Annotated in this window: 20 protein-coding genes and 1 pseudogene; 11 read left to right on the forward strand and 10 right to left on the reverse strand. The window is 29.1% G+C overall.

Annotated elements, in window-relative coordinates:
• Positions 1-52 precede the first annotated feature (52 nt).
• The 4 genes from ACXLDF_RS05455 to ACXLDF_RS05470 all read right to left on the reverse strand — a co-directional run bounded on the left by ACXLDF_RS05455 (position 53) and on the right by ACXLDF_RS05470 (position 2409).
• Positions 53-547 (reverse strand): hypothetical protein, encoded by a 495-nt coding sequence (locus tag ACXLDF_RS05455; RefSeq protein WP_457557485.1) that lies wholly within the window; start codon positions 545-547, stop codon positions 53-55.
• A gap of 92 nt (positions 548-639) precedes the next feature.
• Positions 640-975, reverse strand: a complete 336-nt coding sequence (locus ACXLDF_RS05460) for a hypothetical protein (RefSeq protein ID WP_457557486.1) — start codon at positions 973-975, stop codon at positions 640-642.
• Positions 972-1628, reverse strand: coding sequence for a hypothetical protein (locus ACXLDF_RS05465; RefSeq protein WP_457557487.1), 657 nt, complete (start codon positions 1626-1628; stop codon positions 972-974). Before ACXLDF_RS05465 ends, ACXLDF_RS05460 begins: the two co-directional genes overlap by 4 nt.
• 133 nt (positions 1629-1761) lie before the next feature.
• Positions 1762-2409, reverse strand: a complete 648-nt coding sequence (locus ACXLDF_RS05470) for a hypothetical protein (protein WP_457557488.1) — start codon at positions 2407-2409, stop codon at positions 1762-1764.
• A gap of 210 nt (positions 2410-2619) precedes the next feature.
• On the opposite strand from ACXLDF_RS05470, the gene ACXLDF_RS05475 reads away from it, so the two are divergent.
• The gene (locus ACXLDF_RS05475; protein WP_457557489.1) at positions 2620-2811 is read left to right on the forward strand and encodes a hypothetical protein; all 192 of its coding nucleotides are present in this window, start codon (positions 2620-2622) and stop codon (positions 2809-2811) included.
• A gap of 9 nt (positions 2812-2820) precedes the next feature.
• Here the strand turns inward: ACXLDF_RS05475 and ACXLDF_RS05480 are convergent, their stop codons facing one another.
• Both ACXLDF_RS05480 and ACXLDF_RS05485 read right to left on the reverse strand, forming a co-directional pair.
• On the reverse strand, positions 2821-4557 hold the full coding sequence (locus ACXLDF_RS05480) for an amidohydrolase (RefSeq protein ID WP_457557490.1): 1737 nt from the start codon (positions 4555-4557) through the stop codon (positions 2821-2823).
• A 148-nt stretch (positions 4558-4705) separates the two neighbouring features.
• Positions 4706-5332 (reverse strand): L-2-amino-thiazoline-4-carboxylic acid hydrolase, encoded by a 627-nt coding sequence (locus ACXLDF_RS05485; protein ID WP_457557491.1) that lies wholly within the window; start codon positions 5330-5332, stop codon positions 4706-4708.
• Positions 5333-5610: 278 nt separating this feature from the next.
• Here ACXLDF_RS05485 and ACXLDF_RS05490 point away from each other — a divergent pair, with 278 nt between their 5' ends.
• From ACXLDF_RS05490 to ACXLDF_RS05510, 5 genes are all read left to right on the forward strand, one after another.
• Positions 5611-6819 carry an ABC transporter ATP-binding protein gene (locus ACXLDF_RS05490; protein ID WP_457557492.1) on the forward strand — a complete coding sequence of 403 codons (1209 nt, stop codon included), beginning with the start codon at positions 5611-5613 and terminating at the stop codon, positions 6817-6819.
• Between the two features lie 12 nt (positions 6820-6831).
• Positions 6832-7770 carry an ABC transporter permease gene (locus tag ACXLDF_RS05495; RefSeq protein ID WP_457557493.1) on the forward strand — a complete coding sequence of 313 codons (939 nt, stop codon included), beginning with the start codon at positions 6832-6834 and terminating at the stop codon, positions 7768-7770.
• Between the two features lie 105 nt (positions 7771-7875).
• On the forward strand, positions 7876-9078 hold the full coding sequence (locus ACXLDF_RS05500) for a hypothetical protein (protein ID WP_457557494.1): 1203 nt from the start codon (positions 7876-7878) through the stop codon (positions 9076-9078).
• 195 nt (positions 9079-9273) lie between these two features.
• Positions 9274-10239, forward strand: coding sequence for a hypothetical protein (locus ACXLDF_RS05505; RefSeq protein WP_457557495.1), 966 nt, complete (start codon positions 9274-9276; stop codon positions 10237-10239).
• A gap of 85 nt (positions 10240-10324) precedes the next feature.
• Positions 10325-10660: a winged helix-turn-helix domain-containing protein gene (locus ACXLDF_RS05510; RefSeq protein ID WP_457557496.1), complete on the forward strand. Its 336-nt coding sequence runs from the start codon at positions 10325-10327 to the stop codon at positions 10658-10660.
• 344 nt (positions 10661-11004) lie between these two features.
• On the opposite strand, the pseudogene ACXLDF_RS05515 reads toward ACXLDF_RS05510, so the two are convergent.
• The 3 genes and pseudogenes from ACXLDF_RS05515 to ACXLDF_RS05525 all read right to left on the reverse strand — a co-directional run.
• Positions 11005-11202 (reverse strand): annotated as a pseudogene (locus ACXLDF_RS05515) (cold-shock protein); the annotation flags it as partial.
• 346 nt (positions 11203-11548) lie between these two features.
• Positions 11549-11953 (reverse strand): type II toxin-antitoxin system VapC family toxin, encoded by a 405-nt coding sequence (locus tag ACXLDF_RS05520; RefSeq protein WP_457557497.1) that lies wholly within the window; start codon positions 11951-11953, stop codon positions 11549-11551.
• 2 nt (positions 11954-11955) lie between these two features.
• Positions 11956-12198, reverse strand: coding sequence for an antitoxin VapB family protein (locus ACXLDF_RS05525; RefSeq protein WP_457557498.1), 243 nt, complete (start codon positions 12196-12198; stop codon positions 11956-11958).
• A gap of 269 nt (positions 12199-12467) precedes the next feature.
• On the opposite strand from ACXLDF_RS05525, the gene ACXLDF_RS05530 reads away from it, so the two are divergent.
• Complete coding sequence (locus tag ACXLDF_RS05530; protein ID WP_457557499.1) at positions 12468-14807, forward strand: tetratricopeptide repeat protein; 2340 nt, start codon at positions 12468-12470, stop codon at positions 14805-14807.
• Between the two features lie 64 nt (positions 14808-14871).
• On the opposite strand, the gene ACXLDF_RS05535 is transcribed toward ACXLDF_RS05530, so the two are convergent.
• Positions 14872-15777: a TatD family hydrolase gene (locus tag ACXLDF_RS05535; protein ID WP_457557500.1), complete on the reverse strand. Its 906-nt coding sequence runs from the start codon at positions 15775-15777 to the stop codon at positions 14872-14874.
• Positions 15778-15877: 100 nt separating this feature from the next.
• On the opposite strand from ACXLDF_RS05535, the gene ACXLDF_RS05540 reads away from it, so the two are divergent.
• From ACXLDF_RS05540 to ACXLDF_RS05555, 4 genes are all read left to right on the forward strand, one after another.
• Positions 15878-17812 (forward strand): GNAT family N-acetyltransferase, encoded by a 1935-nt coding sequence (locus tag ACXLDF_RS05540; RefSeq protein ID WP_457557501.1) that lies wholly within the window; start codon positions 15878-15880, stop codon positions 17810-17812.
• Positions 17813-18011: 199 nt separating this feature from the next.
• Positions 18012-19283, forward strand: coding sequence for a hypothetical protein (locus tag ACXLDF_RS05545; protein ID WP_457557502.1), 1272 nt, complete (start codon positions 18012-18014; stop codon positions 19281-19283).
• 150 nt (positions 19284-19433) lie between these two features.
• Entirely contained in the window at positions 19434-21755 is a 2322-nt protein-coding gene (locus ACXLDF_RS05550) for a hypothetical protein (RefSeq protein WP_457557503.1), read from the forward strand.
• Positions 21756-21767: 12 nt separating this feature from the next.
• Positions 21768-25298 (forward strand): hypothetical protein, encoded by a 3531-nt coding sequence (locus ACXLDF_RS05555; protein ID WP_457557504.1) that lies wholly within the window; start codon positions 21768-21770, stop codon positions 25296-25298.
• Positions 25299-25347 lie beyond the last annotated feature (49 nt).

Below are 25347 nucleotides of genomic sequence, written 5' to 3' on the forward strand. Positions count from 1 at the left end.
TAGAATAAAAAAGGAATGATCTCACCTAAATTAAAAAGAGCAAAAAGATTGATTAAAGAGTCAAATTTGGTGTTCCTTTTTTACTTCCAAATCTTTTATTCAACCATTGTTGAATTGGAGGTGCATTCTCATCTACTAAGACTATACCTGAATCTTCTATTGGATTTTTAATTTTAAGATCCTTCACATATTTCTCGATTGCCTGACCAATTTCAGGTTTTATTTTCATGAATTGGATAACACTATCTTCTTGCAATTGACCATGTGCATGAAAAGATAAAAATGCAGTAAAAATTCGTTTTGGAGGATCAATTTTCATTTTAAATTCTTTTAAATATTGCAAACTGGCTTCAAAAATAACTCTATGAACTTTTTTTTTATGAAACCATCCCATTTTTTCTATAAAATTACCAACAATTATCGCTCGACGTTCTGTTAAAAAAAAAGTCGCAGGAAAACCTTTCACAAAAGCAAATGCTTTATAACCAGAAACGTCAGATCCCCATACAAGGTTAAACATCGAACGAAATTTCACGATGACACGCATTATAAATTATTTAAATTCACAATAAAAAAAGAATTTTTCTTAATGTTAAAAATAGATTATCATTTTTCTTTAAATTCATTAAAATTATTTTTTTATGAACTTGCATCAGAATTTTTTATATTCATCTGTTTTGGCCATTTAATTGCAGCAAATATAGCGAATATCAAAATAACACCACCAATTATATAATATGGAATAAAATTTCTCGTAATATAATAATCTACAGGTAAATTCAAGCTACTATAAAATGGTGCAATTAAATTCCTTAAGAAATTTCCAAAATTAGAAATTAAGGGTTGTACAAAATTCATAAATGGTACTAAATACGGAAGAATTATTTCAATGGCAGTATAAATCTTCTCTAATATTTCTGTAAAGTCAGGAACTTGAAGAAAATTAATTATTTTTATCATTTTTAATAATCTCATTTTGTGTCATCACCAAATACTGATTTATATTCGAGTTTTTTTTGATTTTTGGATTCATGTTCATAATTCAAAGTGTTTTTCTTTTTACTCCTGGATATATTTTTATTTAAATTCTTTTTTTTAGAATTTTTTTGTGATTTCTTGAGTGATTTCTTGATTTCTTTCTTATTTTTATTGGAATTTGGTTCAATTGGGCTAAAAATAGCCAAAATTAAATCATACAAATAGATAATAATATTTAAACCCATAAGTCCCATAGATGCATAAATTAAATTATTTAAATTCAAAGAAATGGAGGTACTGAGTTTTTCAGAAAGTGAAATTGATATATTCTCAAATTCCATAATTCCTGAAAAACGGTACACATACATATAAAAGAGATTTGCAGCTAAGAGAAAAATCTCTGCAATAGCTTTTCGAACTGAATATTTCGGGCTACTGGCAACCCAAAATCGAATCGCAGTAGTTATAATTCCAACACCCCAGATCCAATAAGTGATTATTGCCACCTTCTCTTCAGTAAAAATTTCAATTCCAAAAACGTCATATCCTGAAAGGTAGGTAAAAATTGCAATTGGAATACTAACTTTTACAAACCAATTCATTATTGCTGCAAAAATTCCCTTGATTAAATTTTTCACACTTTTATTCATTTTTTAAATCTATTCCTCTTTCTTTCTTTCTATATCCAGTATTCTATTTGCTTTTTGCTTTTTGATAATTTTTATTTTACTTTTATTTAATTTTTGTATAATTCTGTTGAGTGCGAATAAGTTTATTTGTTTTTTAAGGTAATAATGAATCTTTATAAGTAGGATAGTCTAAAGCAAAGCCTGCATCTTCATAGGTATAGAGATACTGAATTTGCAAACCAATTGTAATTAGATTTAAGAAATACGTAGATTGAATGCCTAGTGAAAAGTGAATATCATAATGCCAAAGAAGGTATGGGTATACAAAAATCGATGCATTTTCTTCAGAGATAGTCCCATTATCTATATAGTCTTGAACGTCTGGATCATTCCAAGAATTTCCATTATCACTTAATAAATGCAAGGTTTGGAAATCACTTTCTGCGGCAAGAAGATGAATAATATGTAAATTTTTTGATGTTAGGGTGTTTTGAAATAATATTTCATCCAAAATAGTAAAATTCTCGTGAGAAGTTTTATTTTCAAGAGTAAATTCAGCAAAAATTGTGAAATTATCAAAATCATAATAACCTGAATTTTGAAAAGTCATATTTAAAGCAAAACGATTTCCATCAGGCCCAATGTTTATATCAATATTCTCCCAATCTGCAGTAATATTTGTTGGATCAGATAGTACGGTAAAAATGGAAATACCTCCAATTAGCAATGTAAGTGTTATAGATAGAGAAATGATTTTGATTGTAGATTTTAGAAGGAGTCGAATAAATTTTTTAAAATTCATATTTTCATCAAGTAGTAAAATTATTCGTTTTGAGTTGATAAATTTTTAGGTTTGATTTGATTTGAACCCTTTCTATAACCCTAAATTCAGTAATTTTGATAAAATTAAATAATGAAAATTGAATGGAAAGCTTTCTATTTAACTAAAATTATCCAAAGTATTGGGAAAATTTTTCGATAATTTAAAGAATGATTTCATATTAAATTTTTTATGGGAGTATCAAATTTTTCTGATATCATATTACCAAAATCAATTAAACAGCCCGAAAAATGCAATTATTGTGGAAAACCTCTTCCAAAACGACATGTTGTACATAAAAATATCAGCCAAGATCCACCTGAGCACAAATTTTGCTCCCGCCAATGCAAAGAGCAATGGTGTCATGAACAATCTCAAAAATAATATGGATCTCTAAGCTCTTTTTATATCATTATCAAAAATACAGATACCTCTATGGTATGTTTGATAAATTTTTATTTTATCTATTTCTTTTGGGTTAAATTTTAAAAGATCATCTTCAAGAACAATAAAATCGGCAATTTTTCCCTCTTCTAATGTTCCTCTTATGTGGTCTTGATGAATTGCATAAGCTGCATTTTGAGTATATAATTTCAGGGCATCTCGTATAGAAATTGATTGATTAGGATTTAATCCAAAACGTAAAATACAATCTTGTAAAGCACGCAAAACGCTTAAAGATTCAACTGGTGCATCTGAAGCTCCAGCCAAAGGTAATCCATGTTCAAGTAGATCTCGAAAAGGATATGTAATCTTTATTCTTTCTTCTCCAATATAACTAGTTAGCCAAGAAGATTCACTACGGATAAATTCAGGTTGCGATACAGGAATTATATTTGATTTAACCATTTCTTTAATAACTTCTATTGACAACATTGATGCATGTTCAATTCTAATTCGAGGAAAATTATGGTCATTACATTTAGGTTTCCAATGAGTAGAAATCAATGCAACAAGTTCCTTATTAGCGCGATCTCCGATTGCATGTACCATTACATCTATTTCTTGTTCAGAAGCTTCTTCAAGATCCCTTGCTAATTGTTTCAAATTTGTAGCACACATTCCTGATAAAAATGTTTCGTCTGTTTTTGTATCCCTTTCAACTAAATTATTGTAAGGTTGATATAACCAAGCGGTTTTTGCCCCAAACGAACCATCCATGAATCTTTTTAATCCATTTACAAAAAGATGATCTTTTTTTGACGAAATTACATGGATTTTCTTTCTTAACGAAATTACATTAGAGATTTCTTCAACATTGAAATAAAAGGCGATATCTTGAGGAAAAGATTTAAAAAAGTCCAATTTTTCTAATATTGGAAGATATTGCTCTGAAACTACTGCACCTATAGCAGTTATCCCATGAGATCCTAATTCAAAAGAAAATTTATTCATTGCATCTATTAATTCAGATCTAGATGGAATGGGAATCACAGGATCGAGTAACTTCATAGCATCTTCGGTTAATAATCCATTTGGAATGCCATTTTTATCCACTCTAATTTCTCCATACTGAATTTTATCTCTTGAATCTAAAGAATAAGGTGAATTATCTATTCCAAGAATTTCTAAAGCTCTTGAGTTCAGACAAACAATATGTAAATCGTAGCGATAAACCACTATGGGATGGGAAGAAATAATATCATCTAAATTCCAGCGATTTGGTATAATTCGTTGATTAGGATCAGTGAAATTTTGTTCATTAAATTTAATCGCGATTATCCACTGTTCTGAAGAATATTTTTGATTTTCATCTGATAATGCAGTGGTATTTTTTGTGAAAAGTTTTCGAGCAAAATTCTTTAATCCTTGTGAAAATTCTTCAAATGAACGGAGATTTTCACAATTAAAGCATGTATTATTTACAATACAAGTAATAGGATGAAGGTGAGCATCAATAAAGCCTGGATAAATGAATTTTTTTTGTAAATCAATTTCATTTAGTTCAACATTGAATTTTAAAGAATTACTTTTCTTATAATAATCTCTCCAAAATTCATCAATTTCTTCTATTGTTCCTAATTTTTCTATAAATCCATCGATAATCAGCATTGATTCAAAAATTGAGTCGCTCTGATCAAGAGTATATATTATTGCATTTTTGACAATGGTCGCTTTTTTTATCTTCATATAACTTTTTTCCTAAAACTTATTCACACTTTCATTTTTTCAATTAATAATTAAAATTTTCCCTTCTTACTAAGGACATACTGAACAATTAGTAAAAAAATTTTTCAAGTGGAAGAAGTCAGTCAATATTCCTAAAATCTCGATTACTTTAGATATTTCGAAAATACCTAAATTCACATTTGGAATCTCCTTCAACAATTGTAGAATTGCGCTGAAATCGAACCCATTTTTTGAGATTTTCAGCCAAAAGATTATCGTATTGACAAAGTATTGATGCTAGTCTTTCTTGGTTATTTGCTTTAAAAATATCGTAATAATAGCATCTGTTAATGTTAAACCCAAAACGTAGTCGATCTTCTACAACGTACTCGACTTGAAAATACTCATTTTCATATAATTGATGATTTCCGTTTTTTGTAATCTCAATAAAGTGTTTCCAAGGAATTTTAGCATTTTTCATGGATTGCAATTGCTTATCTAATAAGGGTTTAACCATAATTTTATAAATTTCCATGATCATGGATTGAATTCGAGTCAATTGAAGGTTTTCTGCTTCTATTGCTTTAGCAAATGCGATAACAAATATTGGATTGATTGCATGTAAATTTGCTGTTTTATTTCCAAAAAATTGACTATTTATGGGAGAATCAATCAATTCTTCAAAGATTTTCTTGAATTTATCGCTATAAACTTGCGCTTTACCAGGAAATTGTTCTTTCAAGTATTGTTCGACAAGCAAACAAAAATAAGTTCGAAGTGTGGCTAAATTTTCCATTAGTAAGAAAAATCAGCTGCAACTCCAAAAAAGGTTTTTTATCATTAATGTTGAAGCTTTTTCCTTTAAAAATAAAATAGAAAAAAAGAATTTTCTTGATCTGATTTCTGTAACTTCACATAACTCGCTAAAAAACCAAATTTATATATTTTGCAATTATGCAAAATTTAAATACTAATAATTCTATTAATATCATAAGGTAATATTTTGCATTTATGCAAACGTTTGTAATATTGCAATTATGATTATCTTATCAAAAATTCAATTGTGATTAAAATATGACAGTACAAGATAAATTAAATATAAAAAGAGAGCCTTTTGTTCGATTTGATCACGTCACCAAGAAATTTGGAAATTTTACGGCTGTATCCGACATTTCTTTTGAAATTTTTCGAAGTGAAGTACTCGGATTTTTAGGGCCAAATGGAGCAGGAAAATCAACGACTATGAAAATGTTAGCGAGATTACTACGCCCCACAGAAGGAACAATATTTATAAGAGCAAATGGACATTTAGCCCCATTAACAAATCAATCTAAAGATTTTTTACTAAATAATGTTGGATTTCTGATTGAAAACCCGACATTTTATGGAAACATGACTCCAAGAGAAATTTTAAGCTATTTTGCTGAATTGAAGGGATATCCTCATAATAAAGTTAAAGAACGTGTTGAAGAAGTTGTTGCAATGGTTGAATTATCAGATTGGATTGATGTAAAAATGAAGGGATTTTCAAAAGGAATGCGCCAAAAAATCGGAATAATGAGCGCAATTGTGCACGATCCTGATATAATTATATTGGATGAACCACATACAGGATTAGATCCGAGAGCCCGTGCTGAAATACGAGCGTTAATTTTGAAACTTAAAGAAATGGGAAAAACCATCTTTCTAAGCAGTCATCTGCTTTATGAAGTAAGTGAAGTGGCCGATCGTGTTGCTATAATATCAAACGGGAAAATAATTGCTCTAGATACAGTAGAAAACTTAGAACAAAGGGCTCAAGGAAGCATTATTGAGCTAGAACTTTACAAACTGAATTTATATTCAGATGAAGAAATTGCAAATGTAATTGCACAACTGAATCAAATAATAGAACCATTAACTGGACTTGCACCAGAGGAAAATTCTATTAGATTTAATCCCAATTCTAAGCAAATTGAGATATTATTTAATGGTAATCCAGATAATCAATTAAAGATATTTCAAGCATTGTTTAAAGCGAATTTTCAAGTTTTGGAATTTTCAGTCCCTAAAGCTGGTTTATTGGAAGATCTTTATTTAAAATTCATGGATGACGAAGATTCCAACCAAAAAGCGCTTGTGGGAGCAAATCTAAATATAGAATCTAATTCTAATTCTAATTCTAATTCTAATTCAAAATCTAATTCAAAATCTAATTCAAAATCTAAAACAAAATCAAAAACAAAATCAAAAACAAAATCAAAAACAAAAAATAAATCAAAATTCACAGGAGTGAAAGTATAGAGGAGATTAAAAATGAGCATACAAATCGAACAATCAAATACTGTAAAATCCACACCTGAAATTCCTTTAATGGAAATTTCTCAATCAGAACAAACAGATAAGATCGGTGTGGGCATGCGGCGAGGTTGGATTCAAATAAAGAAAACAGTATCCTTTGAATTCCTTAGAAATGCGAAGAAATTTATGGCAATGCTAATTACTGCAGCTGGAATCTATTTACTTTTCCTAATAATTCAACTTATTCAAGAAAGTCAAGGAGCGGAAATGCCTACCGAAGCTGTAGATTATTTTCAATCTTATCTTGGAATGATTGATCTATTAATTTTAATAATTGGAACTACGTTTTTTGGTTCAATTATTTCAGAAGATTTCGAAAAACAAACTGGAAATTTACTATTTCCAAAAATTCCTAAAGAAAGATTATTGATTGGAAGATTTTTTGCACGATATGTTTACGCTGCTTTAAGCGTAGCTTTCTTCTATCTGTTAATAGGAATAACAACATTTATAAAGTACGATGGGGTTCCTAAAATCGCTTGGGGCTCAATGTTGTGGGCCGAATGGTATTTATTCGGTGTTTCTGCATTTTTTACAATGCTAAGTAGTATGTTCAAACGATCAGCAACAGCAATGATTAGTGGTTTATTATTATTGCTGATTATTTTCAATTTACTTTCCATGATATTTATGTTCACAGGAATCACTGCAGAACCCTTATATTTCTTAACCTATTATTCAAATATTATCATAGAATGGTTCAATATGCCAGCTGATGACAATCGATTTCGGGAAATTGCATTTAAACGAGGTCCAGGAGTAGAAGTATCGGATGGAAACACCTATTATCAATGGATTACTCCAAGTGCTACAGGTGCGATTGTTGGTTTGTTAATTTACGCAGTAATTTGTCTTGCGATAGCATATTTCGTGTATAAGAGAAAACAAGTATAGTGTATTTTTTATTAATTTATCTTTGATTTATTATTTCATCTATTTTTTTTTGTTCTTTTGTAAATAAAAAATTCACATGTAATCACGAATATGATGATGATTAGTATGATGCTTTCACAAATATCCTTTAATAAAATCTTTCCAATTCTCTATTTAATTGGTATTTTAGTACTCTTCGGTTTGGTCTTTCGACAATACAAACGTCTGAAATACAAAAATCTACGTTACTTCCTATTCAGTCTAATTTTTTTAATTATAGGTTCATCCCCACAATATGCATTTGGTGTTTCAGGTACAACACCTTTGGCAGCACTTTTTAGAGGAAATATGAATAGCATTTTCTTGCTAAACTCGATTTTTTTTATGATACTTTTCTTTGAATCTTTTCAAAATGAAAATCCCTTGAATAAACGGAATATTATTTTTATGAGCTTAAATATACTTATTATTACTGCTTTACTTACAGTTTTCATTTTGTTTATGATAACTTTCTTTAATCTACCATTAGATTCTATAGGAGTTCTTTCAGAAGAAGCAATTTCACCCTCACAATCCCTAGATTTACAATTGTTCGATTCGACAATGACTATTATGATTATTACTTTTCTAATCTTATCTTTTACTGCTGCTCTTTTTGCAGCAATTGAGACCATATTCTTATTAATCCATATCCATTGGAGGATTAAACGCGCTATTTCACCAATTCAAAAAAAAACTTTTATACAATTAAGAATTGGAATATATTTACTCGGATTTTCTTTGATATTGCAACCTTTTGGAAATGTATTAATAATTTTCGAATATTTGCACAAAATAGTTCTCCTTTTCGGCTTTGGATTGCTTACCAGGTCATTAATTCAACATGGTTTTACAATTTTTCAAGAAAACGATTTGCGGCGACTTCTATTGATTAATAAGCAAGGTATGACATTTTTTTCTTATCGATTCCGCAATTTTGAAAATGCTGCCAATAATGAAAATGATGAATTGCTATTTTCAGGGGCATTAAATGCTGTTTCCACAATTTTTCAAGAATTAACAGGTAACAGTACAAATAAAATTCGTGAAATAAATTTTGACACCATACAAATGATAGTCACTCCTACCAAAAATCAAGATTTCTTTGCTGTTTTGCTAACTGATCGTGCTTCAAACTTTTATCGGGAAGCATTAGAAAAATTTGCATATGAAGTAATGTCTGTAATCGGGCTTGTATCAAGTATACAAATGTTAAAACATAATCAACAGACAGAAGTTGAAGAATTAATCATAAAATACTTTGGAATTTGCTGGAAAGAAGAGTTATGATAAGAAAATTCGTGAAATATTCGATTATCTCTCAAAATATTTTTTCTTATTTCATTTTTCTTATTATCATTTTTTTCATTATTATTTTTTTCATTATTATTTTTTTCATTATTATTTTTCTCATTAACATTTTTTCTAAAAAACTAATTTACACCTTTTTTATCAACCAAAAAAATATAAGAGAATCGGTCTTGTATGAAACTTAAGATGTCGGTGAACCCTAATTCTCGCACGCCTCCCTCAACACTAATGAGTTTGAAACAAAGTTGGCAAATGCTACGAGAAAATTATAAAGCTTTCCTATTTACAGAGTTTTTTGCGATTGCTGCGTTCCTAATTTTATTTTTTGGAAGCTTAACTCTTTTATTTTCAATTATTTCAGCCATACCAAATTATACATTCATTGACTTTTTTTATGATTTACGTGATAAATTTGCTATTTCATTACTTTTTCGATTGGGAATATCTCTTATTTTTGGAATAATCTTGATGGGGTTCATGAATTGTCAATTTGGTTTAGCAAATGATATTATTAATTCTGGTGATATGTTTGCCCAATTTAAAGGTTCTTTTCACTATTTTAGATCTCATTGGGCAAAGTTTTATCTCCTTACAATATTACAATCTACAATATCGTGGATTTTTTCAGGACCCTTTATCGGTTTTAAAAATTCAGAACCAGATATTGGAGAATTTACTTTTGGACATTGGTTTGTGCTTGGATTACGCATTATTCTTCAATTTTTTTGGTTCTTACTTTGGATTCATTCATTTCCCAGTGTTGTTTATCAAAATAATCTATGGAGGGCTTTAAAAGAAAGCTATATCATTTTTAAAACAGAATTTCGTAGAATTGTAAAAGCATGGGGTATTTTCTTTACAGTTTTTTTCTTACCCATATTACTTTTGAATTTATTTATTATTATTTTCCCATCGGCTCATCAAGAAAGTATTTTTGTGTTAATACTGGCTTTAGGATTAATGCTTTTATTGTTATTGGTTGGATTTCCACTTTTAACCCTTTTGGCAACTGGAATTTACAATAACAGTTATATACGAATCAATTCTAAGAATTCTGATATTTATCAAGAAAATCATGATTCAATAGAAGATGATAATACCGAATCTTCCTTAAAAATACAGAAAGATTTCAAAATTTAAAATATAAATCAAACAATTAAACAAAAAAAAGAATTAAAGAATATAATTCAAGAAAAAGATTAAAGGATATAAATGAGGTTAAAAAATGACTGAACCAAATTCTGAATATTATCAAGGTCCCGCTCCAAAAGAAGAGCAAACCATAAAGGATCCAAAGTTAGTGGTTCAGGTAATGCATGCTAAAAAACAATTGATCTTAAAACAGATTTTTACCAACGCTTTAACTATTCAAGACTTAAAGAAAAAAACAGGTATGAATCCAGGAACGATAAAACGACATTTAGATGAACTCATGCAACATGATTTAGTATATGTCGAACGCATAGAACGTAATACGTATAATATTCTCATGAAATTCTATCGAACGACTGCAAAGAAATTTATTATAAATTTCATACTCCCAGATGATTTCTCCAATTAAAATCAAAATCTTATTATCAAATTTAGATGAATTGAATAGAATAGAACTATAAAATCAATGAAGATTTTTATTAAAGATTTAAAAGAAATATCATAATGAATAACAACGTTAATTAAAAAGAATAAAAATATCAAAATTTTAACAATTGAATGCTTGAATGATTATAAAATTAAATATGTAAAGAAAACAAAAAACAAAAATAAAACCGGGATAAGATTTCACCATTTCTAACGTTTGGTACGGTCGATATTCCCGGATCGCCGTGCTTATTTCCGCGCTTAATAATAATTATTGTTATAATTACGACTGCGTCGTTCTTGGCGGGGAGCTTTCTTTGTGACCTTCACATTTCTTGCTTCCATACCTTTTTCACCTTGAACAGATTCATATTCAACTTCATCATTCTCGTATAAGGTTGCAAATTCGTTTGCATCCGTAACAATTGCGGAATAATGCACAAAAACATCTTTTTCTCCTTCAGAAGGAGTAATAAAACCAAATCCCTTACGGGAATTGAACCACTTAACAGTTCCAGTAGCCATATTATTTCACTTACTTTATTAATTTCCTGTTCATAAACGAACAAGAGGCTTGAAAAACAGTCAACATGAAGTTTAATGGAGATGAAATTCAATTGGACTTTCTTGCGAGAAGTAAGAAAAAATTGAAACGCATTCCTATTATCTTGAAGTAAACATTATTTTCCAAACAATATATAAAAAGACAGCATCTTAATAAAAGTTATCCAAAATAAATAGAAAAATTGAGTGTCTTTTTTAAAATAAAAAATAATTGAAGATAGAAATAAGAAGAATTAATAGAAAATAGCATTTTCTCAATTTATATTTTTCACAATTTGTGAATTTATTTCGATATTTTTTCAATTAATTAATCTAAGAACCAATTTTTAATTTTTAATAATGGAATTTTTGAAAAATGTCTAACATTTCTTGTATATAATGTTTCACCATGATTTAATGCAATTGAACCAATCAACATATCCATTTTTCCTATTTTGTTTCCTGTATTTATTAAATTTGCTTGAATTTGGCCAAATATACGAGCATCTTCAGTAGAGAATTCAAGAATATCAAATTTTTTTAATAATTTATCAATCGCATTAATATCTTTTGCTATTTGAGAAGATAAATACGCACCTGTATATAATTCACCAACATTTATTATCGTTGTTTTAAGATTTGATTCAGATTCTATTAATTTTTTAATTTCTTGTACTGCTTTTTTTTTATTTCTCAAAAAGCTTATTAAAATATCTGTATCTAGTATCGGCATAATTATTCCTCAATTTCTTCGATATCCAAATCATTTTCATCTATTCGATTTTTATACAGAATTTGTTCAATTTGTTCCCATTCATCTGAATTTTCATTGAATGCGCCTGCTAGGGACATAATATCTGCATTATCAGAAATTCCAAGAATTCGTAATATTGTTTTAGAAAAAGATTCTCCTTTTTTTTTTGCTTTTTTTAATTCTTTATATGCTTTTTCTGAAAGTGATATAGTTTTCTGAGTCATAATAGATTAACATAAACAGATCTATTTATGTATGTCTATTTATTTAAGAAGGTAACTTTACGAAAACTTATTCGCACTAAGATTCACATAATTTCACATAATTTCACTTAATTTCACTTAATTTCACTTAATTTCAATTCATTTCAATTTTAATACTAATTAATAAAAAAATAAGATATAAGAAAAAGAAAATTCTTCATCGAGCAAATTTTTTAAGAATGAGAAGTATAATATGGATGAGAGTATTTCGGCTAAATAGTTGATAATTTATGGTAGATTTTGAGAAAGAATTTGATGAACTTAATAAACTAAAATTTACAGATACAAACGCAGCAAAAAAACGTATTCAACAATTATTAACTCATCCATGGTCTGAACTTCAACGTTTAAAACTAAAAGTATTATTAGCTTATTGTAATTGGGCAAATAATCAGATTCAAGAAGCAAAAGACCAATATCTTGATGTGTTGAATGAAGCTGAGCGACTTGAATCTTTGGAAGAAAAAGCTGACGCTTTAAATGGATTGGGAACAATAGATAATGAAGAGGGAAAATATGAAAAAGCTTATCAAAAAATTCTCAAAGCGATTCAAATCTATCAATTATTGGATTTACAAGACAAAGAAGCTCAAGCAACTAATCGATTGGCGATAAATCGGCTTAATATTGGGGAAGTTGAAGAATCAAAACGTTTATTGGACCGAACAATTGCTCTTTCTAAAGATAATTCACCTTTAATGGCTATTCAAGCTCGTAATAATTATGTCACAATTTTACTAAAAGAAGGAAAACTTCAAGAAAGTTCTAAAGAATTAGAAGAATGTATTAAAATATCAAAAGAGATAAATTTTCCATATGGTCGAGTAATTTTTTTGATGAATTACGCTGAAATACTTAGAAAACTTGGTGAATTTAATCGTTCAATTGAGATATTTAAAGAAGCAATTGATTTTACAAATAATATTAAAGATTTTAGGAATCTTGCTGCAATTTATGCAAGCTATGCGGAATTACTTGTTAGAAAAGGTGCAATCATTGAAGCAGAGAAAATATTAAGAAATTCTTTTAAGCTTTTTGAGAAATTTGAAAATAAGATAGGTTATATCTATTCCTTAGACTCTGATGCAAAATTTTGGATGAGTAAAGGAAATTATCAAAAAGCATTAACACAATTACTTAAAGCTTACAATATTCTGCAAAACACAGGATTACTAGAAGAAAAATTAGATATTTTGAATTCTTTAGTCGAAATTTATCAAAGTCTTGGTGATTACAAGCATGCATATCAATATTTAAGGGAGTTGGATGAAATTGCAGGACAGTTAAAAAATGATGAAGGAAAAATCATCTGTTTAATTGCAAGAGGGATGATCAATATTGATAGAATGAATTTGAATGAAGCAGAACTAGTTCTACTAGACGCACTTCATTTAATCGAAGAACATAAATTTTATGAATATTTTTTCAAAGTTAAACTTCTTTTAACTAGAATCTTGATATTACAATATCAAGCAAAATTAGAGGAGAATTCAATAATAAATATCGATAATTTAAACAATTTAGATAAAGCAGATAAAGCAGATAAAGCAGATAAAGCAGATCAATTAGGTAAATTAGAAAAAAATCATAATAAAATTATAAAGCAAGAATTTATACAGCGTTCTTGTTCTTTAATTGAAGATGCATTTTCCCTTGCTGAAGAGAAAGGTCTTTTTCTTGATTATGCAGAAGCTGGAATCATTCGAGCATTATTTTATGCATTTAATCATGAATACTCAAAATCACATTTATTACTACAAGATTTGAAAGATTTGACTACTAAAAAAGGTATGAACTTGCAAGCAAAACGAATAATGCAAACCCATATGGTAATAATCAGCAAAATGGAAACCTTAAATGATCAAAAAAAACAGGAAGAAATGTTGCTAAGTTTAATTTCAGAAGAAATTCAGCGAATTACTATGCAATATTCAGGATATATGGTTTCAGAACAAGAAATCAATTCTATTTTTATGATTGCCTATAAAATGGATGAAGTTTTTGGTCCAAAACTACAAGCCATTGAAAATGTAATTGAAGAAGGTGAAGAATATATAAGTAATTTATATTTAGTTGGAAGTCTTTATACAGCAAGTTTAGGGCAAGGTCAACAATATAATGAGGGATTATTTGGCCCTTTTCCCTTTGGATCAGAAGATCAACGTGCTTTAGTTTATAGTTTAAAAGTAATGGATTCAGAACAAGAAGATTTAAGAAATAAAGGATCGACTTACACAATAATTTGTTTGATTTTCCCTGCTCAATTGCTTCCTATTTTTTTTAACCAAAAACGACTAGAACATCTTTTCAAGGAACATCTTATTAAAATTCAAGATATGGCTGAAATAAATCCTAACTTTCTTTCAAATTTACGTAAGCATATTTTGCAAGATTTTATTTTTAAAAATATACCAGAGAAAGCACTTGACAAAACAGCCGAAAAATCAACAAAAAATGATAACCAAAATACAACCAAAAATACAACCAAAAATACAACCAAAAATGCAACCAAAAATGCAACTGAAAATGCAACTGAAAATGCAACTGAAAATGTACCGAAAAATAACTGAAAAAGTTGCTGAGGAAAAAAAATAGAACTAATTCGCACTTAAAAGATAAAAAAGAATACATTTTTTAATTTAAATCAAGATCAAAAAAGATGGATGCATTTGCTAAAATTTGTTGAGCAATTTCTTGTTGACTAGATCTATTGAGATAAGCAATCGCACAAATAGCATATTTAACATTAATTGGCATATTAAAAGCACCCATTTTGAAAGGATGTTGCCATGCTGAATCAGTTTCAGTTAATAGATGAGAAATATCAACGCCTTTAAAATTACGGCGCCACTTACGAAACCCAAAGGCTGAAGCAGGTACAGATATATAATAACCTTGTTCTGCTAAATAAGGACCCCAATTAGCTGGTCCAGAAAAACAATGCCACATCACTTGGGAAGGTAGAATATTTTCATCTTCTAGTATTTCTAAAATAATGTTATTGACCCTATCAGGCTCATTGTATGGATCTTTTGGATTATTTGGGTCTGTATCTCGGGGTCCTGCATTTCTTACATGCAAACTGTAAGGTTTTTCCAAATGTTTAGTTTCCTTAATAATTTTCTCAAAAACATTTATTTGTCTTTCTCGTTCAGCAAGAGTCCGAGCATGATGAAAATCTAAGCCGATTTCTCCAATACAAACAAATTCATCTGAGTGTTTCTGACAAAATTCAAGAAATTTCTGAAAATCAAGATCATGTTTTTCTTTTTGACTGTATGTAACAGTTTGCGGACCCCATCCATAAGTCATCAATATTTTATCGTGTTTATTGACAAATTCTGCAGTATTTTTATATTCATAATAATCAGTGGAAGTAATAATCAATTGTCCATTTTTATCGAAAAATTCGTTATATTGTTTTTCATAAGAAAGTGGCATTCCTTTAGGAGGGTGTTTTAATGGAAAATGGCAGTGACAATCAATAAGTGGAAGTTCTGGTTCCGGTTCTATTGGTATACGATCTGATTTTCGAGTCATGTATAGTTAATTTTAAGTCTCCATATCTTTTTATTTCTTCAATTTTCTTATTCTTAATAGCTATATTATTTTCTAATATAATATTTCAGAAGGAAACATTGTGAAGAAGCCTCAATCTCCAAAACTCCTAAAATTAAACGAATTGACAAAACTAATAAAACCGGGTTATCGTATTTTTTTAGGAACTGGATGTTCTGAACCAATAATAATTTCGAAAGAATTAGTACGAAAGAAGTATAGATGGTTTGATTGTCAATTGATTCACTATTTAACGTTATCTGATTTAAAATATTTCTCTGAGAATCACTCCACTCACTTTCGCCATCAAACTTTGTCAATTATTGCATCAGATTTGATGAGAAAAGCAGTTAATCAAGGAAAAAGCGATTTTATTCCAATTAAATCATCTGATATTCCACGTCTACTTAAAAAGGGGGCGATACCAATTGATTTGGCATTTCTTCAAGTTTCCCCTCCAGATAAATATGGGTATTGCTCATTGGGAATCAATGTTGATATTAATTATACAGTGGCAAAAACAGCAAAAAAACTTGTTTTTCAAATTAATCGAAATGTGCCATATACTTCAGGAAATTCGTGTATTCGATTTGATGAAGCGGATTTTTATATAGAACACCACACATCCTTGTTAGAATATCCAATGGAAATGAAATCTGCATTAGGGAGACAAAAAACAGAACAAAATATCAAGCAGGATATCAAACAAAAGTTTAGCGAGAAGATCATGGAGAAAATTGGTCTTTATGTAGCGCGCTTAATCGAAGATGAAAGTACTTTAAATATTGGTTTAGGAAAGCTTCCACCTTTAATTTGGAAATATTTGGAAAGTAAAAAGGATTTAGCTATTTATTCAGAAGTTTTAGTTTTAAATAATGAATTATTCGATTTACTTGAAAAAGGAGTAATCTCCTGCTCAAAAAATAAATATACACATATAATGACTTCTTTTGCGGTTGGTTCCGAAAAATATTATTCAAAACTCGATCGCAATCCATTTTTTGAGTTTCATCCAACTGAATTCATTACAAATATTCACAATATTGTTCGTAATAATAAACCTTGTTCAATTTATAGTGCGATTGCAGTGGATTTGACAGGTCAAATAACAAATCATCTTTCAAATTCATTCTACAGTGGAATCGGTGGCGAATTAGATTTTATACAAGGAACCGCCTTAAATCCACAAGGAAAAACGATAATTATCTTACCAAGTACCACAAAAAAATGTGAAATTTCAAGAATTGTGCCGTTAGTTGTTCGTTCAAGTATTCCAGCTAGTGATGTTCACTATGTAGTAACAGAATGGGGGATTGCTCGTTTAGCGGGTCGTAATATTAGAGAACGAGCACTTCAGCTTATCGGGATAGCTCATCCTAAATTTAGGAAGGAATTATTGAACGAGGCTAAACAAATGCACCTAATTTATGAAGATCAAATTCTTCCAACTAGTATCGATGGTCATATTGCACTTTATCCTAATAAATATGAATGGTTATATGAGACACTTCATCATGAGTTCGTACAATTCCGTCCTGTGAAGCCAACAGATGAATCACTCCTACAAGATTTCTTCTATCACCTTGATGAAATAAGTCGTCGACTAAGATTTTTGGTTCCAAAGAAAATTTTCCCACACGAACAAACTCAACTAGAAGTTAACATAGATTACTATAATACTATGGTTATAATTGGCTTGATTGGTGATGAAGACAGAGAAGAAGAGAAAAAAATAATATGTGCTGGAAGCTATTATCGGGAGATATCAGGAAATACTAATTGGGCAGAAATGGCAACAGTAGTTTCTCATAAATGGCAAAGAAAGGGAATAGGTACACATATTTTTAAGCGATTGATTGAAATTGCGATTGAAAATGGAGTAACTGGGTTTTATGGAGAAATTTCCCCACAAAATACTGCCATTTTGGCAATATTAAACAAACTTCCATACGAAGTGAAGGTCAAAACTCAAAGTGATTTGATAGAATTCCGAATCGAATTTACACTTCTTGCATAAACATCGAGAATCTTAAAAAATACAGTTTTAACTTGATTAATTTCCCTCTAATCGCATAAAAGAAAAAAAAATTTTTTCCAAATCTTTAAATTATAATGTAGCGTTATTTATTGCATGGCAAATGTGCCAAGCAAAAGTTGGTTAAAATACCATTTTGCTCAGTTTAAAGAGTTTGCTTTTTAAGGGGGAAGTTAGTTAAATGGTTATTGGAATTATAACTTATCAATTTGATTTAAATCAAACTGAAATGGGTGAAATTGAACCAAAATTTAGAATTGTTGCTCGTTCTCATGGAATGGATTATGAGGGTGAACAAATTGAAAAATTAATTTCAAAACAAGAAAAATTTCGTTTATTCTATGAACACACCGCTGGATATTCTTCGAAAACTCATAATAATAAAGTTTCAAGCACAATTTCAGGGCGACTAAAAGATAGTTCTTACAAATTTCTATCACATTATCAAAAAACAGATAATAATCTACAATTTTTGACAGTTGCACTTTTTGAGTGGAATACTGAACTAGAAATTGTAGAAAATTTATTTCAGATGTTTGTTTCTCGCTTAGAAACTAAATTTGATAGTATTTCTCTATCTGAATTGCGTAACTTTCAAGCTTCAACAAAAATTCAAAATGGAATTTTAGAAGAAATAAAATTCTGCGCCTTTCAGATGGACCGATTTAATAACTTAACTAAACTTCAAAAAGCAGCACTAATTTTTGCAACTTATGAACGTGAATTCTGTTTACAACTATTAAGAAAAGCTCCAATTTCCAGATATAATCTTCAAGAAAAATTAGAACACTACAAGCATAACATCAATATCGATGTTTTACTTAAGCCTTTTGTTGAATTGAACTTGGTTCGAAGAGATTGGGTCAAAGGAATAAAGGATAAAAAAACAGGAATAATCCGTGGACAAGGAGAATACATTTTCTTAATAAAAGATATTGTTTTAATTCGGACGCCTCCAAAAGAAGTTATTGCTAATCTTCAAGGACATTCAACAATTAAAGAAAATTACTTAAAAGAACTAAAAATGTTTTATGAAAACTATTCTCCATTTGAAAAGATGGATGAAGAAAGTAACATTTTTGCACAATTGCTATTAGAACCAGATACATTTGATTTTTTATCGCTTTTAAGAAATAGAGCATATCCTTTAAAGAAAATTCCACGAGTAATTTCACAATTTTCAAAAATGAGAGAAATTCTTGATCGTTTAATAACTTTTAATATTATTCGATTGATTCCAGATGGACATGGAAATGATTGGGTATGTATGATTAGTGAAATAACTCCTTTAATTGTATTTCCAGAATACTTAATTAATAATATTGCCGATAGAACAGCAATTGAACCAGATGCAATAGATGAAAAATCATTAGTGGCTCCTATTACCAATGAAATAGGAGAATTAGCGTTAAATTTGTTAGAATTAACATATAAAGAACAGATTGAATTTTAGAGAAATATTTGGAGAATAATATAAAAAACAAACAAAAGAATGGAAATAAAGAAAAAAAAGCTAAATGAAAAAAGATGTGATCAAAATTAAAAAAAAATAAGGAAAGGTATGTAAAAAATGAACATTGTGAAAGAAAGGAGAGAAAATTCCATGATTTTTGAAGCATTACTAAATGCAGGGTTATCAACCCAAGAAATCGATATATATCAACAAATTAAAGATAAAGGGATAGTCTCTAAGGGTGAAATAGCCATAATAACTTCATTACCTACAGAAATTATTCAAACAAGCATTAATTCATTGGTTTCTAAAAATTTATTAAAAATTATTCCTGGACAAATTGAACATTTCCAAGCACTGCCTCCTTATGTTGCTTTAACGGCTCAATTATCTCAATTCACAGCAATGATAAATGATTTGCGAAAGAGAACACCTGTTGAATTAAAAAGATCAATTTTGAAAAGCAACTCAAATAATGAAAAAGGATTACATAATTTACTTGAATTTGTTCAAGAAATGCATGAAATGAAGCAACGATTATCATTAGAACTTGTTGATCAACAGAGATCTCTTAATAAAATTCTTCAACGATTAAAGAACCAGAAACAAACGGTACTTAAATTAAAAATGCTGCGAGATCGAAGTATTGCCATATTAGATAATTATTTTGATTCAATAATGGTTGAATTTGAGAATTTAAAGGAAAAAATCCATATTAATCTCGAAAAGTTGCAGTTAGGTATTATTGTAAACACTGTAGAGCAAATGATTGAGAGAAGTATTGATGCTCATTTAAAATCAGTAAAAAGTGAAATGAAATTGAATTTCGAGCGAAAACTTACAAGAGTGTTGGAGGAGACAATTAATGAAATTATGCAGATACCTGATAATGCTGACGAAATAGAGATCCAAATTAGGGATGCTTTTAATTCAGTAATAAAAAAATTTGGAATAACATTAGAATCTACCCAATCCACACTAAATTCAATATCAGGAAACGTTTCTGATTCATTTGGAAATCTTAAGGAAAGTTATTCAAAGAAGTTGACTCGAACTTTAGATGATATTTTAGGTAAAATTCAGCAGAGAATTGATTTAGAATTATCTATTTTGAATCGTTTCTGGCAAGAAGCAATGGCAAAATCTAATTATTCCATGCAAGATGTTTGGTTTATTAGAAGTCCAGAAGGAATGCAGGCACAAATTTTAGAAATGTTACAGCGAACAAAAATGAAAGCTTTGATAGTATTACCAAGATTAAACGATTTAGATGTTGATCTTTTAATCAATTTACCAAATCACCTAAATATAAGAATATGTGCATCAATAAATCAAAAAGATCCAACTCATCAGATGATAATGCATAAATTAGATAGTAAAGTAAATATATCTTATCGAGACAGAGAGGTACAAAATCTTTGGGGAATTCATAGAGATTATGAAGAAATAATCTTAGGAATTGTTAATAATCCCAATTCAGGTAAAGATAATGGCTCAATTCATAACAATATAGAAACAAGTGCATTGGAGGTTGCTGCTGTGGGCAGTGTTTTGGAAGAACATATTAAGATCTTCGTTCCTATCTTAGAAGATGCTTGGATTAGTGCCCATAAAGAATTATCAGAAGGATTTAAAGTAAATACTCCTTCAATAATCCGAAAAATAGACATTCGAAATAATCAAAGTGCAATCAATCATAATAATAAAGTGAATAGTATTACTTCAACACAGTTTACTGGAATAAAAGCAAAATCGACATCAAAAATAAAAAAACCAATCAAACCTACACCACTAAAAGGAATTTCAGTAAAATTTGAGACATCTTCTTTCTTAAAACACCAAAACATAGCAAGTTTAGAACATAACACAGAAAAAAATAAGAATCAAATAGAACACAACAAAATCATAAAACCTAAAACATCTGTAATTTCAACAAATTCAACTTATCAAGATAAAGCAACAAATCTTGAAAAAAAAATTAGTCTTCGAAAGGTTTCTTTACCCAAAAAAGTAGCTCTTCCTAAAAATGAAATTATTCACAGAAACAAATCGAAAATATCACTTGTAAAACCATCTGAAAGAATATCACAATTAAATAAACAAATTGACTCTGTAAAGAGAGGGATTAATGTAAAAAAAGAAGAAATTAAAAAAAATATAATGAAAAACGGAGAAAATGAAATAAATACAAACGCAACATTTGTACGAACAGAATCTTCTCCAGAATATAAAAAAATTATCGAAAAAATCGATTTTATTAAAAATATTTTACCAAAGACCAATGCAGAAAATTTAGTGAATGAATTTGAACTATTGATCAAACTTTATGAAGGAAAAACTAAATTTACTCGGTTGATTTCTGAAATAACAAACTGGTCTAAAGATCTTCAACTTCAAACGCAAATTGATGCATTTCGAAGGAAAATTATCTTTAAACGCCTTGAAAACTGGCGTAAGCGGACATTAAATTAAGGAGTGAAAATAATGAAATTAAGAAATAGCAAAAATACAATATTTATTATATCAATTTTAATTGCTTCAATCTTTTTGCCGACTTTTTTAAAATTATTCGAAGAAAGAGAGGGTTCAACACCCATTTTCTATCCAATTAAGCAAGGTGATTCAATAATTGAAAATCAGACTATTTTTACTCAACAATTAATTCGTGATCCAACTTTTGGATTTGTAGGGATAGATTCACCTTGGATTGGAGCAAAACAAGGAGATTTAAATGATACAGATTATAATTTAAGTGGAAATAATGCTAATTTTAAAGTTATTGGAGAAGAAAGGCAATTCACCTATATTGCAGATCCTATAAATTCATCTGATTGGACAGCCCAACAAAATCCTGAATTTCCAGCCTACCCAGAATGGCCATGGAATGATCCTAGTCCCTCTTACGGAATCGATTCCTTTGGACTATGGGCAAATCACAGCTGGAGAGAGACAGCAGTACAAACTCCGAGCATTCAATGGGTTCATAACTTTAGCATTCCAGAGAATATGACAGATTACACAATTACTTCTGCCTCAGTACAAGGAATCATTAACGCATCTGTAGATATTAATATTGATACTCCAGCTGATGATGGTGAAATTGCAGGAGAGAATAACCAGCTAGTATCTCAACATGTAACCTATGATTACGTGGAATTTTATATAAGAGTGGCTGATCTTTATCAATCCAATATATATACAATTGCATCATATAAAACAACTACATTAGGACAAAATTCTCCTTCCATTCTCACTTTAGCAGATACATTTTTAGAAGCTGTTTCAGAAATAAATATGAAATTTTATATTAGTCAAGTGTTAGCTGTTGATTCTCATAATTTTACTGTCATTATTGGAATGGATATAAAATGTGAAGATAATGCCGCAACAGATTATGATTATTGGAATATGCTCCGAATCAAAACTTTCTCAATAAATTTTTCATATACAAAACGTATTGATGAATTTTCTTCAGTTAGTTGGTCTCAAACAGGAAAAATGATTAATTCATCTTTGTATCCTGGTGATCAAATAATTATTAATAATGCGACCTTGGATTTTACTTATTTCACTAATAAACTATGGTCTAGCTCTTCTCAAAATAGCGAGATTCGGGTCTATTTAAATCATTATCTACATACTGAAGTTATCAAATTGATAAATACTTCAACATCTCCACAACATGTTAAAGGAGGTGCTGGATTTGATGTTTCATCTTTATTGACAGAAGTGGATCAAAATGTCTCAATAGAAATTGAATTATATTTAGCTGATACATTTGAACTTTCAGAAAATATAACATTAATTATTGATGAGGTTTTTCTTAATGTAACTTATACTGTCATTCATCAAGAAACTCCGATTGCAACTCGTTTAGAACCAGTAAATGCTTACTCCATTAACGTTCCTTGGAATTCTTCAATTACCATACAGTTAAATTATACAGAATTAGCAAGCAAAACAGGAATTCCAGAAGCAAATTTTCAGATTGATTGGCTTGGTTCATTGTCCAGTGTTAATATAACTGATGATGATGGAGGTATCTATTCGATTCATTTCAATACAACAAATACGTATTCAGGTCAGAAATACTACATGGATATTACAGTTCTCGGTCAAGGATTGTATTTAAGTAAAAACTTAGTAATTGAGATTTATATTGAAGGGCGACCAACATTATTCAATGTGTGGATAAATGGGTTCAATGTGAATAATACTCCTTTAATTTCATTAATGTATGGTACTAAAATTAATATTACATCAACATATCAAGATGAAAATACAACTAAAAGTATAAATAATAGCGAAGGATTGCTTTTGAGTTCAGAGTTAAATGAAAATGACTATATTTTCACCCAAAATTTAAATGAATACCAATTTATCCTGAATTCTTCTACTTTAGGTATTGGTGTTCATGTCTTATCTTTATATATCTCTCAAGATAATTATCAGACAGGTTTTAAAAAAATACAAATAGAAATAACACCCCGTGATATCCAATTATTTTTATTCTTAAATGGAAAGAATGCAACAATTTCTCCCCAAATATCTGTTCCTATACAAAATACACTTAATATTTCATTTTATCTTTTTGATCAGAATTCTTCAGAATATGTGGAAAGTTCTAATTATTCTCTAGCAGGATTATCTAACTCTTCTATTTATACTACAGATAAAACTGGATTTAAGCATGAAATTTTAATAAATACTTCTACCATGGATATTGGAATACACTATATTACTTTAATCATTGAAAAAGAAAATTATAATTATGTATCTCGGGTAATTGAATTAGAAATCACACCCAGAGAGGCAGATATTAATTTTTCTTTGAATAATCAAAATTGGAATATTATGCAGTCTGATGAAATTTCAATTCCAATAACTGGGACAATTGAAATTTCTGTAAATGCAATAGATTGTATCACCAATGCAACTATAGAAAAAATGAATTTCAATCTTATTGGAATTTCCAGTAATGCATATAAACAAGAAAATCTGGAGAATTCAACTACAGAATTTCAAATAAATTCTACATATCTTGGATTGGGAGCATTTGTTATCTCAATTTTTGCTGAAAAACCATATTATGAAGATAGAGTATATACTTTTCGCTTAATAATTCAACCCATTCAAACAAAAATATCAACACCACTAGCAAACAATTCAATCACTGTATCACCAGGAAGTTCCTTTAATTTAAATATTAGCATTGAAAATACTGATTTTGGGGGTGTTATTGAAAATTGCCGTGTTACTTATTCTTGGGAATTTGGACAGGGAGAAATGCAAGAAATTTCCCCTGGAGTTTATGCAATTGATTTTCAAGAAAAAGATTCTCGGAATATACCAGAAGGAGTTTATCCGATTTTTATTACGGTCTATAATGGTCCAGATTATCAGTTTGAACAATTTATTATAACTGTTACATTTATTCAACATGATAGCTCAGGATTACCTACATGGACAGGATATTTATTCTTAGGTACTTTAGCGATTCTTGCTTCATATTTAGTTGCATATCAAAAATACTTAAAATATCCAAAAATAATTCGTAAACTCCATTCAGTTCGAAAAGGCATTCGTAAAGGTAAAAGTGTTAATGCACAATTTAGAACTCGAAGAGATCTCTTTCAAACTGCATATATTAATGCAATCACACCCATTCTTGGTATTAAAAATTCAATAATTGAGAAAGCAATTACCGAAAGTGATAAACGAACAAAAACACAATTAATTCCTCCTAAGAAAAATAAATTTGTTACTGCATCCGATGAAAAGAATAAAACAAGACCAGAACAAAAAGATTCAAAGAAAACAAAGGATATAAAGGAAACAAAAACAAAAGAAACTCATAAACCAAGCACCACATCTACACCTGCAGAAGTTCTTGCTCGGATTATTCATAGTCCATCAACTGATCCTGAAATCTTGAACGAATTGATTAAATCAAAAGATGTAAAACCAATAAAAGCAACAAATCATAATGAAAATCAGAACGATGCCTTGAAATAAAAAAAAATTAAAAAATAAAAAGAGATTTTACAATTTTTTTTAAATTCAA

The sequence above is a fragment of the Candidatus Harpocratesius sp. genome, assembly GCF_054039255.1.